General features: G+C 64.8%; 15 protein-coding genes. 8 read left to right on the top strand and 7 right to left on the bottom strand.

Annotation, left to right across the window (positions count from 1 at the left end; all coding sequences use genetic code 11):
* Positions 1–90: 90 nt before the first annotated feature.
* The 6 genes from OUY22_RS02515 to OUY22_RS02490 are packed head-to-tail and all read right to left on the bottom strand — an operon-like array spanning position 91 to position 3,127.
* A complete protein-coding gene (locus OUY22_RS02515) occupies positions 91–243 on the bottom strand; it encodes a hypothetical protein (protein ID WP_270153048.1) in 153 nt (50 codons plus the stop codon).
* Between the two features lie 5 nt (positions 244–248).
* Complete coding sequence (locus OUY22_RS02510) at positions 249–410, bottom strand: hypothetical protein (RefSeq protein ID WP_270153047.1); 162 nt, start codon at positions 408–410, stop codon at positions 249–251.
* 13 nt (positions 411–423) lie between these two features.
* Positions 424–744, bottom strand: coding sequence for a hypothetical protein (locus OUY22_RS02505; RefSeq protein WP_270153046.1), 321 nt, complete (start codon positions 742–744; stop codon positions 424–426).
* Between the two features lie 14 nt (positions 745–758).
* Positions 759–1,451 carry a DUF2637 domain-containing protein gene (locus OUY22_RS02500; protein WP_270153078.1) on the bottom strand — a complete coding sequence of 231 codons (693 nt, stop codon included), beginning with the start codon at positions 1,449–1,451 and terminating at the stop codon, positions 759–761.
* 19 nt (positions 1,452–1,470) lie between these two features.
* Positions 1,471–2,805: an FtsK/SpoIIIE domain-containing protein gene (locus OUY22_RS02495; RefSeq protein ID WP_270153045.1), complete on the bottom strand. Its 1,335-nt coding sequence runs from the start codon at positions 2,803–2,805 to the stop codon at positions 1,471–1,473.
* On the bottom strand, positions 2,798–3,127 hold the full coding sequence (locus OUY22_RS02490; RefSeq protein WP_270153044.1) for an SCO3933 family regulatory protein: 330 nt from the start codon (positions 3,125–3,127) through the stop codon (positions 2,798–2,800). Before OUY22_RS02490 ends, OUY22_RS02495 begins: the two co-directional genes overlap by 8 nt.
* A 151-nt stretch (positions 3,128–3,278) precedes the next feature.
* Between OUY22_RS02490 and OUY22_RS02485 the strand changes: the two genes are divergently transcribed.
* The 8 genes from OUY22_RS02485 (at position 3,279) to OUY22_RS02450 (ending at position 11,478) form a co-directional block, all read left to right on the top strand.
* Positions 3,279–3,662 (top strand): winged helix-turn-helix domain-containing protein, encoded by a 384-nt coding sequence (locus tag OUY22_RS02485; RefSeq protein WP_148036126.1) that lies wholly within the window; start codon positions 3,279–3,281, stop codon positions 3,660–3,662.
* 544 nt (positions 3,663–4,206) lie between these two features.
* A complete protein-coding gene (locus OUY22_RS02480) occupies positions 4,207–4,938 on the top strand; it encodes an AAA family ATPase (protein WP_270153043.1) in 732 nt (243 codons plus the stop codon).
* A complete protein-coding gene (locus OUY22_RS02475; protein ID WP_270153042.1) occupies positions 4,935–5,525 on the top strand; it encodes a guanylate kinase in 591 nt (196 codons plus the stop codon). Before OUY22_RS02480 ends, OUY22_RS02475 begins: the two co-directional genes overlap by 4 nt.
* 462 nt (positions 5,526–5,987) lie before the next feature.
* Positions 5,988–6,239, top strand: coding sequence for a GntR family transcriptional regulator (locus OUY22_RS02470; RefSeq protein WP_270153041.1), 252 nt, complete (start codon positions 5,988–5,990; stop codon positions 6,237–6,239).
* Positions 6,240–6,900: 661 nt separating this feature from the next.
* On the top strand, positions 6,901–8,415 hold the full coding sequence (ltrA, locus tag OUY22_RS02465; RefSeq protein WP_270153040.1) for a group II intron reverse transcriptase/maturase: 1,515 nt from the start codon (positions 6,901–6,903) through the stop codon (positions 8,413–8,415).
* A 301-nt stretch (positions 8,416–8,716) separates the two neighbouring features.
* A complete protein-coding gene (locus tag OUY22_RS02460; protein ID WP_270153039.1) occupies positions 8,717–9,886 on the top strand; it encodes a DNA cytosine methyltransferase in 1,170 nt (389 codons plus the stop codon).
* A 17-nt stretch (positions 9,887–9,903) separates the two neighbouring features.
* Positions 9,904–11,031, top strand: coding sequence for a restriction endonuclease, SacI family (locus tag OUY22_RS02455; RefSeq protein WP_270153038.1), 1,128 nt, complete (start codon positions 9,904–9,906; stop codon positions 11,029–11,031).
* A gap of 12 nt (positions 11,032–11,043) precedes the next feature.
* Positions 11,044–11,478 carry a very short patch repair endonuclease gene (locus tag OUY22_RS02450; protein ID WP_270153037.1) on the top strand — a complete coding sequence of 145 codons (435 nt, stop codon included), beginning with the start codon at positions 11,044–11,046 and terminating at the stop codon, positions 11,476–11,478.
* Between the two features lie 404 nt (positions 11,479–11,882).
* Here the strand turns inward: OUY22_RS02450 and OUY22_RS02445 are convergent, their stop codons facing one another.
* Positions 11,883–12,707 (bottom strand): hypothetical protein, encoded by an 825-nt coding sequence (locus tag OUY22_RS02445; RefSeq protein WP_270153036.1) that lies wholly within the window; start codon positions 12,705–12,707, stop codon positions 11,883–11,885.
* Positions 12,708–12,723: the final 16 nt, after the last annotated feature.

Here is a 12,723-nt window from a genome sequence, read left to right as displayed (position 1 = left end):
ACCGTCCTATCCAGGTTGCTGGTGTGGGATGGCCCCCGGCCTGGCGCGGATCTTGGCGGATGTGTGGCCAGGCGGGGGGCGCTACAGCGGTTAAGCGCCGTGGTTGTCGATGCCGGTGCCGTGGCAGTCGGCGCAGGTGTCGTTCTCGCTGAGGCCGGTGCCGCCGCAGGTGCCGCAGCGGTAGCGGGCGATCGGGATGGCGTCGAGGATCTCGGGCCAGTCGGCCCAGGGCTGTTCGGTCATGGCGGTCACCGGTTCTTGCGCGGGCTGATCGTCACGTACATGCGGTAGCTGCGGGGCCGGGCGCGGTCGGGGTAGGCCCGCGACATCGAGGTGACGTCGAAGGCCTCGCGCAGGTGGAACATGCCGAGCGCGATCTCGGCGCGGTTTCCTTCGAGGCGGATACGCACGATGGGTTCTCCTTCAGTGGGTGTCGGGTGTGATGCAGCCGCGGTAGCTGTCGTGGGCGGCGTGGCGGGCGCGGGCGTCGGACAGGATGGCCACGGCTCGGTACTCCACAGGGCCGAAGCACACCGAGGTGACGTAGTGGCCGCTGTCCTGGTCGGCCGTGCTGCCGAGAAGGCCGGCGATGGCGTCGATCTGCGCGCGCATCTGGTCGTCGTCGGCGTCCCGAGCGAAGTAGTGGACGACGGCCCTCCGGGGTGCGGGCGCGTCGGGGTTGGCTTGGAGGAAGACGGCCAGGTGGATGAGGCCATGAATGAACGCGGTGCGGTCGTCGGTCATCGGTGATCTCCTGTTCATGCGGTGCGCAGGGTGCGCAGCAGGTCTGAGGCGAGCTGGTGGGACACGCCCAGGCGGGCGCGGAGCTGGTCGCGGGTAATGGGCCTGCCGTGCGCGGTGTGGTGTTCGTCGGCGACGCGGCGGGCGTAGTCGACGAGTGCCGGATCGGGCGTCGGCCCGTCCTGCCGGTCGTCTGGGCCGTCCTCGGCGGCGGGGACGAGCGCGGGACGGTCCTCATACGGGACGGCTTGCGGACGTTCAGGGACGGGCGGGGACGCCGCCGTCCAGGACGGGGACGTCTGCGAGACGTCCGGGGACAGCTCCGTACGGGCGGCGGCGCGGCGCTCCAGCATGGAGACGGCGACGAGGAACGCAGCGGCCGGAGTGGCGGCGGTGATCCATCCCCACACGGTCGGGTCGGCCTGTTGCAGGTTCGCCGCCAGCGACAGGACGACGCCACCGGCCAGGACGAGCACCGGCCAGGAGACCGGACCGCGCCGGACGCGGCCGGTCTTCTTGTCGCGCTGGCGTTCGCGGGCGGCCATGACGCACGTGAGGTCGATGCAGACGGCCACGGCCCAGGACATCCAGCCGTGCTGGCCGTGCTCGGTGGCGGTGTCGCGGATGTGGGTGAACGAGCCCGCTCCAGCGATGAGGGCCAGGACGAGGACGGGGCCGGTGTCGAGCAGCCAGGCGGCCAAGCGGCACATCACGGTTCCTCCCTTCTGGTCAGGCGGTCTGCGAGTCGGGCAGTTCGTGAGGCTGCGCGGCCATCACGTCCGCCCAAGCCGGGGCGAGGCCGGCATAGGCGTGGGCGGCGTATTCGGCCGCGGCTTCGCTGACGTAGAAGGAGCGGGCGCGATACCACTGGCCGTCCTGGCTGGCGACGATGGCCACGCCGGGCGTCTCGGCGGCGATGGCGCGGGCGGAATCCAGCGCGGCGGGATCCAGATCGCCGAGCGTCATGGTCGCGGTCTCCGGGTCGTTGACCCGATGGCAGATCCGGCCCGAGCACTGCGCCCGCAGCGCCGTGACGCCGGGCCCGAGGTCGGAGCCGATCCGTTGGCCGCAGCAGAACAGGTAGATGCCGAACGCCCGCCCGAGCTGCGCCACCCGCAGCAGCGCGGTGGAGGTCTTGGCGATCTCGTCCTTCTCACTCTTGTCGGCCATCAGGTAGAGCTCGGCCAGCTCGTCGACCAGGACCACGACCGGGACCGGCCGCAGGGTGGGCGGGAGTTGCCAGATGTTGCGGGCGCCGGCCATCCGGCACACGCCCATCCGGTCCGTCATGAGCGCCACCAGGTCATCGAGCAGCCCACCGCACTCGGCCCGTGAGGTGGCCAGCGCCGACAAGCGCGGCGCGTACGGGGTGAACTCGACTCCGCCCTTGAGGTCGAAGCCGACCAGCGCCACCGGCTGTGGCGCCAGACCGACGATCAGGGCATTGGCGAGGTTGGACTTGCCGGACTGCGTGGCTCCGGCGTTCAGCCAGTGCGGGACGGTCTTGAAGTCGACGACCCACGGCCCGCCGGTCTCCAACCTGCCCACGGTGACCTTGAGCAGTTCGGTAGAGGCCGGGAGCTGGTCGACGGTGACCAGCGGGTCGCGCATGGTCGCAGCCAGCCGGACCCGTCCGGGCTTGTCGGAGGAGACGCGCACGGCGTGCACGCCCCAGGAGTGCGCGAGCCGTTCGGCGACGTCGGCGTAGTCGCCGGGGATCTGGCCTTCCAAGGTGTGCAGGGTGACCCGCCAGCCGTGCCGGGTCGGCAGCGGCAGCCACATGAACGGCTTGGTGTCGACGGCGATCCGCTGGAAGCGGCGCTTGACCCGGATGACGCCGGTCGAGGAGACCAGGCCGGGGACGGTGGTGAACCAGAAGCGCTGCCGCTTCTTGGTCAGGCCGCACCCGAGCGCGACCTTGCGCCAGGACGCCCGCACGGTGATGGCCACGATCGGGAAGCCGACGACGAGCCAGAAGGAGCGGTAGTGCCAGCGGCGCCAGGCCCAGAGCCCGGCCGCCACCGCGGCCAGGACTCCGAGCGCCCACCAGTGCTGGTCAGACATCGGCGGCCTCCCGCAGCGGGAGGAGGGCGGTGGCGCGGTAGGAGATGCCCCAGCGGCCGGCGATCTCCCAGACGTAGCCGAGCAGTCCGACCGCGTTGACGGGGTCGCCGGCCTTGATGGGCGGTTCGCCAGTGATGCCGATCTTGACGAGTTCGATCCGGCCGAGTTCGTCTTCCACGGAGACGGTGACCTCGTAGACGGTGTTGCCGTTCTTGTCGGTCTTGATCTCGCCGGTGTCGCGGTTGAGGACGCGCGGGCGCGGGGCCTTCACGCAGGTGATCGTGAGCTTGTTCGTGTCGACAGGGATGGGGACGGTGCGCATGGCAGGTTCCTTCGAGTAGCGGATCAGTAACTCTCTGCATACATAGAACGCTTAGCATTCCAAGTTGTCAAGGGCTTCCACGCAGACTTGGTTGGCATGTCGTGCCGCCTGTGCTGAACTGGAGAGACAGGCACCTCGTGGAAGGCGGCGGATGGTCGAAAAGACCGGTCGGCCCGGCTATCTCCAGATAGCCGACGACCTGCGCGCGCAGATCAGATCGGGCTCACTCGCGCCCGGCGCCGCGCTGCCGTCGACCGCCCAGCTCGGCCAGCGCTACGACGTGTCCGCCAGCGTGGTCAAGGCGGCCATCAGCGTGCTTCGTACCGAGGGGCTGATCGTCGGCCAGCAGGGCAAGGGCGTCTTCGTCCGCGAGGACGCCGCGGCCCGAGCCGAGGAGGCCGACCGCTCCGAGCAGGCCGGCTCTTCGGAGCTCATGGAGCAGCTCGCCCAGATGCGCGGCGCTCTGGCGGATCTCGGCGAGCGGATCGCCGACCTTGAGAAGGCCGTGTTCCGAGAGCCGAAGCGATCTCGCTGATCCGACAGGCCAGCTCCTCCATCTCGGACCGGATCGCCCGAAGCTCGTCCAGCAGTTCCTTGTTTGCGGTCATTTCGGCACCCCTTTTCTGGCTGGTCGTTATCCCGGCGGGGATGCCGATAGTTCACCGCGAATTCGCGCTCTTGAGTATCACGGAGCGTTAGCTAAGCTTCTGCATTGCTGCCTGCACGGCGGTTACACATGCTCTTACACATGCCCGCCCCTCGAAGTGCGTCAAAAGGATGCGATGAAGACAATTCACCGCCCCGGATGGCAGCCGATCATCCTGCGCCAGCACCGCGAGGCACACGGCCTCACCTTGGAAGCCGCAGGTGACCAGCTCCGCCAGGTCGCCCGCAGGCACGGCCTGTCCGCACCAGCCGCCAATTTCCAGACACTCTGGGCACACGAGCAGGGATCGGTATATCCCGGACCTCACTACCGCCGCGCCTATTGCCTGCTCTATCAGGCGAATGAGCCGACCCTGGGTTTCCGACTGCCACTTCCCGGCGAAATAGCCGAAGTGGAAAATTCCATCTCGGATTTGCCCCAACCCTCCGACCCCGCCGCCGACAACGCCGCCGCCCAGGTCATCGAACAGACCCTCGTCAAAGTCTCCGGCGCCCCCGCCAACGCCGAACAGAACGCCCTACACAACCGCGTCGTGGACGCCTGGCGAAGACGCCACGGCCAGGGCAGCCCCAAACCGATCCTGACTCTCGTGGGCGGCTACGCCGGATCGGGCAAGACCGAGTTCTCCCGCTTCCTGTCCGACATCACCGGCTGGGCGTTCCTGGACAAGGACTCAATCACCCGCGCCATGGTCGAACGCCTGCTCGTCTCCCTCGGCGGCGACCCGCACGACCGGCACACCGAGCTCTACCTGAGAGAGGTCCGACCGCTGGAGTACCGGTGCCTGATGGAGACAGCGTTCGACAACCTCAAGGTCGGCACCTCAGCCATCCTCGCCGCGCCGTTCATCGCCGAGCTGGCCGACCCCGCGTGGATCTCCCGGCTCACGAACCGGTACGCGGCCAAGGGCATCGATGTGGCGGTGGTCTGGGTCCGCTGCGATGTCGAGTCCATGCGCGAGTACATCGAGTTCCGCGGAGCGCCCCGAGACGGCTGGAAGCTGAAGAACTGGGAGACGTACACCAGCGGTCTCCAGACGGACACCAGCCCGGAGACCGCGCACATCACCGTTGACAACCGGCTCGGAGCCGCGATCAGCCTGGCCGACCAGACCCGCGAGACGCTCAAACGGATCCTGGCATGAGGGGCGTGGTGCTGTACGGGCCGCCGGCCAGCGGCAAGAGCACCGTCACCGCTGCCCTGACAGCGCTGGACCCCCGGTTCGTGCTGTTGCGCAAGCTCAAGGCCGGCATCCCACGTGGCAGCGAGTACGAGTTCGTCAGCTTCGAGCGCCTCGCCGAACTGCGCGCCGCTCGGCGGCTGCTCGTCGAGAGCCACCGGTACGGCAACGCCTACGCCGTCGACCGCCACCAGGTCGAGCAGATCACCGAGGCCGGGCAGGTACCCGTCGTGCACATGGGCACCGTCGATGACGTCCGCCGCCTGGTGGACGCGGGGCGGTGGCTGGTGGTCCTGCTGTGGGTGTCGCGCGAGATGTGCGAACGACGTTCCCGCGAGCGCGGCGACGACGACACCGCTGAACGGTTGCGTGCATGGGATGAGACCCTGGCCGACCTGCACGCCCACGACGACGGCCTGTTCGCCTGCCGCTTCCAGACCGACGAGATCACGTCCGCGAAGGTGGCTCGACTGGTGGCATGGATCTTTGCTGACCAGCAGGCGGCAGCGTCTCCCCACCGGGCCGATCCGGTGGGGATCTACCACGCCTGACCGCGCAGGATCTGTTCCCACAGCTCCATGGCGTCCCATGATGGCGTCCATGGGCTTTCGGTGATCGCGCCGTCGTCAGCGACGCGTCGCACGAACCACAGGCCGGCGGCGGCGCACAACTCGAAGGCAGGGCGGCGACAGCAACAGGTGTGGGCGCGTACGCGTACCCGGTCAACGCGGTGTGCCGGTGGGCTCCAGTCCACCAGCTCCGCATCAGGACGAGGGCGGGCGACGTGGGGACTGTGATGTGCGTCCTGGAGGAAGCCGCTCTTGGCCATCGCTTCGTCTCCCCTGCTCTTGGCCCAGGGACGACCGCCGCCCGGAACTGAAAGCGGTGTGCATCCCTGGGGCTGTGCCAGTGCCACGGGTGCACAGCCTAAGCAGCATCCCTACGGTTGTCTATAGGGCTCCAGAGAGCCACCCGGAGCACGATGGTAGATCACGCTCTCCTACAGTCAAAGCGTGGAGTTTCGCGAGGACCAGCCCAGATGGCAGCAAGTCACCCAGGTGATCCGCGATCGCATCGCGGCCGGCACCTACCGCCCAGGCTCACGCGTCCCCAGCGAGAACGACCTCATGCAGGAGTTCGGCATAGCCCGGATGACCGCCCACAAGGCCATGCGAGCCCTCCGTGAAGAGGGCACCATCTACACCGTCCGCGGCATGGGCAGCTTCGTCAGCCCTCCTGATAGCTCCGAAGCCGGGGACGCATAGTCCGCGACAGGCTCCATCACCAGTTCCCGCCGGAGCCGCCAACACAGCCTGACCACCCGCAGGTCACAAGGCTATCGCTCGGCCGGATGAGAACTTTCTCTACGTCTTCAAGGGTGCGCCGTGCGGCGCACCGGTTCGTGAGGAGGTGGAAGACCTTCTCCTTCGTCCTGTCGCAGCAGGGCGGGGAAGCTGAGGGCAGCCTAACCGGGTGGTGCCGGGGATGGCGAGAGCAGCCCTGACAAAGCCGGGACGGGCCAGTACCGCCAGATGGTGTGGGTCCGGCGAGCGAGGTGGAAAGGAGTACGCGAGGAACCGGCGTCATTACGTCCTTCAACACGTAGGACCGGCTCAAATCTGGTGGATATGGGCCGGGCGCGGTGCGTCCCGCTGTGTTCTTGAGCGGCGGGAACTTCCGGAGTCGGCCCCTTGAACGGCTCCGGGAGGCCATGGGGAAGGTCTGCGGCGTACCCATGGCGATGCCGCTGGGATAGAGCCGGGCTCCTCCTCCACCCAGCGAATCGGTGTGAACACGGGAACCATCCGGTCGCATCTCCCGATGCGCGGGCAGCCAGCCCCGACGTCGGGATAGACGCACCGACCGTCGAACGGGCCGGATGGGGCGGAGCCGCCGTAGTAGTCCGAGGCCGGGAAAGCCGGCCACATGGCGAAGGGCGGCAGCGGTTTCGAGAAGAGATTGGAGGCTGCAATGCCGAAAGATGCGCCGCCGAATGGCGGCGCCTGGCCAGAGGCGGTCCCGATGGGACCGCGGCGGCGGGTATCGGAGATGCAGGCCAAGCTTCACCGTTGGGCGGTGGCCGATCCCGGCCGCCGGTTCGACGATCTGTTCAACCTCGTGCACGACCCGGCCACGCTGCTGGCAGCGTTCGAACGGGTCGCGGGCAACATCGGCTCCCGCACTGCCGGCATCGACGGCCTGACCGTCGCCGATGTCGAAGAGCACGTGGGAGTCCCCGGCTTCCTGGCCGACCTGCGAGCCCAGCTCAAGACGGGCTCGTTCCGCCCGCTGCCGGTGCGGGAACGCCTGATTCCCAAACCAGGAGGTAGCGGCAAGGTTCGCCACCTGGGCATTCCCACGGTGGCAGACCGGGTCGTCCAGGCAGCGGTGAAATTGGTGCTGGAACCCATCTTCGAGGCCGACTTCCTGCCGGTCTCCTACGGGTTCCGGCCCCGACGGCGAGCCCATGACGCGATCGCGGAGATCCACTACTTCGGCACCCGGGCCTATCGCTGGGTGCTGGACGCGGACATCGAAGCGGCCTTCGACAACCTCGACCATGTGGCCCTGATGGACCGCGTGCGTTCGCGGGTGAAGGACAAACGCGTCCTGGCACTGGTCAAGGCCTTCCTCAAGGCAGGAGTTCTCACCGAACTCGGCTCCTTGCGGAAGTCTCACGCCGGTACGCCGCAGGGCGGCATCCTGTCGCCCCTGCTGTTCAACATCGCCATGCAGGTGCTCGATGAGCATCTCCATCGGCCCTGGCAGCAGGGCGGCTCGATGAGCACCCACGCCCGGCGTGTGCACCGCCGCCGCAAAGGCCTGCCGAACTGGCGACTCGTCCGCTACGCCGACGACTTCGTCATCCTCGTGCACGGCACCGGCGATGATGTCCACGCCCTGCGTGAGGAGGTCGCCGAGGTCCTGGCCAGGCTCGGGTTACGGTTGTCGCCGTCCAAGACCCAGGTCAGACACCTCAGCGAGGCGATCGACTTCTTGGGGTTCCGCCTCCAATGGAGTCGCAAGCACGGCACGAACCAGTGGTATGTCTACACCTTCGTCTCACACGCGGCCATCCGCTCCGTGCGCGCGAAGGTCCGTGCTCTGACGCCCAGAACGTCACAACACGACCTGGCCAAACTGCTGCGGAGGATCAACCAGATCACCCACGGCTGGGCAGCCTACTTCCAGCACGCCGTGGCCCAGCGCACCTTCGACAGCCTGGACCATTTCACCTGGTGCAGGCTGATCCGAATGCTCACGACCCGGCACCGCTGGAGATGGGGAGACGTCCGCCGCCGCTACGTCATGCCCAACGGGCAATGGCGGCCCATCGCGGCAGGCGGAATCGAGTTGAAACGGACAGCGGCCATCCCGATCACACGATACCGCTACCGAGGCAACACGATCGGCAACCCCTGGGTCACCGAAACCACCTGACGGCAGAGACCGTGGAGAGCCCGTTGCGTTGAAAGGCGCACGGCGGGTTCGGCGAGCGGCATGAGGAAACGGACCGGGAGCAATCCCGACACCGCGCCTCATGCCGACTCAACCCGCGCCACCTACGGCGGCACGGCGCGCGCCAGCGGCCACGGGCCACGCTGCGGCTCTTCGGCCGGTCGTGGCCCGCACCGCCCGCGCGCCAGAGAGGGTAGAGAGCCGACATAACAGTCACCGTAAGAGTGCCATCGGTCACGCTAGGTGAACCGCTCGACAGTCGATCATCCGCTACCTTGGTCCAGTGACGAATGAACTTCCAGTCATCAGCCTGTTCGCAGGCGCAGGAGGCTTGGACTGCGCTGTTGAGCGCTGCGCTGAACCACCCCTCGTCCACGATGGTTCTGGATCGCCGCTTCGTGTGAGGGTTGCGACCGATTACGACGGGACAGCGCTGCAAACGCTGGCGCGCAACTTTCCGCACACTAAGACCATCCTGGAGGATATTCGTACAGTTAGCACTTCCGATCTCCTCAAGGTTGCTGGCCTAAGCAAGGGGGAGCCAACTCTCGTGGTTGGAGGCCCTCCTTGTACACCCTTCAGCAAGTCAGGCTTCTGGATCGAAGAAAAGCGTAACAGCCAGGACCCGAACGCCTCATTGCTGGACGAGTACGTACGCGTCGTTTCCGAGGCCCAACCAGAAGCTTTCGTGTTGGAGAACGTACAGGGCCTGACCTATAGAACTCACCAGGAACAGCTACGGCGGCTTATCACAGGGTTGCGAGAATCTGGATACAGCGTCGAATACAAGGTCCTGTTGGCAGCAGAATACGGTGTTCCGCAGCTGAGAAGGCGAGTATTCGTCGTGGGTCGGCGGGACGGGAAGCCGTTCCATTTTCCTCCCATTACTCATTCCGGAGAGTCTGAAAGAGATAGGGAATACGATCCTTCAAAGCTGCCTTTTGTAGGCGTCAAAGAAGTTTTCGATGGCCTCCCGGCAACTCCAGAAAATGGAGAGATCGCTGATGGAACATTTGGCGAATTGGCAGCCGAGGTCCCTCCTGGGCAAAACTACCTGTGGCACACGGACCGGTATGGTGGCCGCCCCGTGTTCAAGTGGCGAAGCCGGTACTGGACGTTTCTGCTCCGGCTAGATCCTGATCGACCCTCCACGACGGTTCAGGCTCAGCCGGGACCGTGGGTAGGCCCCTTCCATTGGGAAAACGTCCCCAACGCCGACGGCGAGATGCGTGCACGTCGACTCCGCGTGCCTGAGCTCAAGCGCATCATGACGTTCCCCGACGAGTTCGAGTTCATCGGCGACCGCAGAGAAGTTCAACGTCAGATCGGCAATGCTGTGCCCGTTGAGCTAGGGAAGGTTGTCATCCGCGCGCTCATGGAGCAGATGGGGTATCTTGACCCTCTGGGCGACGGCGCCCGGCCTGAACAGGTTCAGGAGACCCTTCTCTTCTAGAAGGTGCGGTACTGCATATGGGTATTCATATCGATCATGCACGGGCACGCAGAATACTAGAAGAAGCATACATTCTAGCCGAGGAAGACACCGAGCTTCCGCAAGAATGGATCGACCTTGCGACAATGCTTCGCGAGGATAAGGCATCGGGTACGTTCACCCCCGCCCTGGGCACCGCGCTCCTCGCACGAGCTTGCGACGATCAAGTTGACCCACTGGGCCTCAAGGAAACGCAGGGCGAGCGTTCTTATTCGGCTCGAACATTATGCCATAACGTGCTGGTGCCGGCGTCCGTAGAACTCAACTTCAGCCTTAGGCTTACAGGGCGCGAGCCAATTAACAATCAACCTTTCTTTCGATTCGATCACTATGACGAAATAAAGAGAGAAAGAGTTAGAGCTTCAGCTCTTCCGTATTTCGATGCCTTGAAAAGGAACCTCGAACGGCTAGAGGGATACTCCGCCATGGAGGCCCGCCTTGCCCTGGGTGCATTTCTGCGAGTTTGCATAGAGATAGCCAGAAAGAGTCAGCGTGCCATCGGCTCCAGCAGACTGCTCGAATCGAGTCTTATCGATCTGACAGATAGGTACGTTTCCACAGGCAGCCACATACCGAGAAAATTGCAGGCATGTGTGGCGGCGGGGCTAGACATGCTACATGCCGAAGTAGTGTCTCGGCGAATAAACGATCCTTCACGGGACATCCCCGGAGACGTACAGGTAAAGGCGGACGGAAACATCCTCTTGTCTGTGGAAGTTAGAGGAAAGCCGGTCTCCATCGCAGAACTTGAGCAGTTCGCACGAGCCGTCTCTGCTGCAGGAATCCCACGCGCAGCGCTAGTTGTCAGTAATCCAAGGCATATCTCCCTCCTGAATTCAGAAAGGATCCCAACCCTTGAGAAGGATCTCGGAGTATCAATCAATGTACACGAGAGCGTTCACGCATTTTTGAGAAACGTTTTCGGATGGTCCGGACTTCAGGTCGCACAAGTTATAAGCGACTTCCCTGGCGCCCTCCACCGCCGAATTGCTGAGATAGAGGTCAAGCTCTCGGAGATCGATCGCTGGTTGGACTATTTCAGCGATGAGGTCGACGAGGCTTATATTGATCACAGCGAAAACGCCGAAGACCAGAAGCTGTTTTAAAGTTCTGGAGTTATGAACCAGCCTGCAGATTCATGGGCATCCAGTGATGCCGTTCGAGCCGTTATGCGGGCGAACCGTAGCCGTGACACAAAGCCTGAACTGGCTCTAAGGAGGGCAGTGCATAGCCTGGGGCTCAGATATCGGGTAGCAACCCGGCCTCTCCCCTCCCTTAGACGCACAGCCGACCTAGTATTCACCCGGGCAAAGATAGCCGTTTTCCTGGACGGCTGCTTTTGGCATGGCTGCCCGACTCATCAAAATGCAGTGATGACCAACTCTCACTACTGGTCGGAGAAGATTAGAAGAAACACGCTGCGCGATCAGGATACTGACTCTAAACTTGTCGCTGCTGGATGGACTTCAATCAGGGTATGGGAACACGATGACCCGGCTGAAGCCGCATTGAGAATCGCTGATGTCGTACGCGGTAGGGGCGAGAGGGAATAGCTCCGAGCTATCGGCAGCTTCCAATGCTTTCGGGCCTAGCCGCCATACGCCCCCTGGTCAGGTAAGGTCTCACGGTCTTTAAGCACCTGCCCAGATTGCCAATCGTGCGTTGCGACATTCAGGTGAGCTTCGAGGTGAGCGGCAGGCCGAGAGAGCCAACGTCCTATGACCTCCCTTCTTCTTTCCGTACCCCTGCGATTATGGACTGGATTTGGGCTCTGACGTCGTTGAGAGCAGCTCGGATGGCCAAGCGGTGTAGTGCCCAGTCGTTACGGAAGCGATCTCCGGCGGGGCCGGCCCAGACACTCTCGCCGCTGGTCGCGTTGACCGCTTCGAGTGTTCGTTCGATGTCATCGGCAGCTTGCTCAATGAGACGCATATCAGCTTGGCACTCGCTCAATCGGTCAGGCATGGCCCGTCTCCGGGTTTCCCGTGGACATCATGTCCGCGATGCGTCGTGACAACGTCGCTGCGCTCACGGGCCTGGCGGTCACGCCGCTGAGAGCGTGTGGGCCGTCGACCACGACAGCCCACACCGCCCGGTCCGTGGCGTACGTCATCATCAAGGGGCCGGGAGGCTCGTTCAGAAGAACCATCTGCCCCACGACGCGGGCATTGTCGATCACGCTCGCGAGCGACCCAACATGCTCCCGGTCGAGGGTGGACGGATCCAAGGGCCTGCTCTCGCCGTCCCGGTCCGCGACTCCGAGAGGGTCCACGAGGGGTAGGACGAGCTTCACCACGTCCTGCACGGTGCCGGCCAGCGTGAAGAGGTGCATGCCGCCGGCGGTGATGCGTTCCACGAGGAGCAAGTTGGCGCTATGGATGTGCACGTAGCCGAAGGCGGTGCCGGTGGCGCTCTCCTGCTTCACGGCGAGCACGCGGTCAGCGGTACGGCGGAGGGTCAGGGCGAGGTCGACATCCATCCGGATGCGCAGATCTACCGGGATTTGTGGTCCTCCAAGGAGTACGGCGTCCAGTTCGCCGATGTTGACGATCTCCACGGCTTCACGTGAGACCAGCGAGCGAAGAGCGGCGGCCATGACCCATTCGCGCTGCTGAGCGTTCATGGCGGACAGATGCGGCTTGGGGATGAACGTCTCCTGGGGGTCCAGGACGGCAAGCTCTTCGTCGGTCAACCGGGTCAGGGCCTGTGTCCCACCTTCTGCCAGGGCCTCGCCTACCTGCGCGCGGAACTCGGAGAGCTCGACGTCTAAATGTGCTTCCACCAGTAATCGGCTCCCC

The organism is Nonomuraea corallina (genome assembly GCF_027620315.1).
GTDB lineage: Bacteria > Actinomycetota > Actinomycetes > Streptosporangiales > Streptosporangiaceae > Nonomuraea > Nonomuraea corallina.
Note: the sequence above shows the minus strand (reverse complement) of the source record. Positions and strands in the feature narration are given on the sequence as shown.

What these genes read in the sequence shown, in the direction of transcription:
- OUY22_RS02500 (WP_270153078.1), bottom strand. Translation starts at nt 1,451, where the DNA reads ATGTGCCGCTTGGCCGCCTGGCTGCTCGACACCGGCCCCGTCCTCGTC.
- OUY22_RS02495 (WP_270153045.1), bottom strand. Translation starts at nt 2,805, where the DNA reads ATGTCTGACCAGCACTGGTGGGCGCTCGGAGTCCTGGCCGCGGTGGCG.
- OUY22_RS02515 (WP_270153048.1), bottom strand. Translation starts at nt 243, where the DNA reads ATGACCGAACAGCCCTGGGCCGACTGGCCCGAGATCCTCGACGCCATC.
- OUY22_RS02485 (WP_148036126.1), top strand. Translation starts at nt 3,279, where the DNA reads ATGGTCGAAAAGACCGGTCGGCCCGGCTATCTCCAGATAGCCGACGAC.
- OUY22_RS02490 (WP_270153044.1), bottom strand. Translation starts at nt 3,127, where the DNA reads ATGCGCACCGTCCCCATCCCTGTCGACACGAACAAGCTCACGATCACC.
- OUY22_RS02455 (WP_270153038.1), top strand. Translation starts at nt 9,904, where the DNA reads ATGGGTATTCATATCGATCATGCACGGGCACGCAGAATACTAGAAGAA.
- ltrA (WP_270153040.1), top strand. Translation starts at nt 6,901, where the DNA reads ATGGCGAAGGGCGGCAGCGGTTTCGAGAAGAGATTGGAGGCTGCAATG.
- OUY22_RS02505 (WP_270153046.1), bottom strand. Translation starts at nt 744, where the DNA reads ATGACCGACGACCGCACCGCGTTCATTCATGGCCTCATCCACCTGGCC.
- OUY22_RS02450 (WP_270153037.1), top strand. Translation starts at nt 11,044, where the DNA reads ATGAACCAGCCTGCAGATTCATGGGCATCCAGTGATGCCGTTCGAGCC.
- OUY22_RS02475 (WP_270153042.1), top strand. Translation starts at nt 4,935, where the DNA reads ATGAGGGGCGTGGTGCTGTACGGGCCGCCGGCCAGCGGCAAGAGCACC.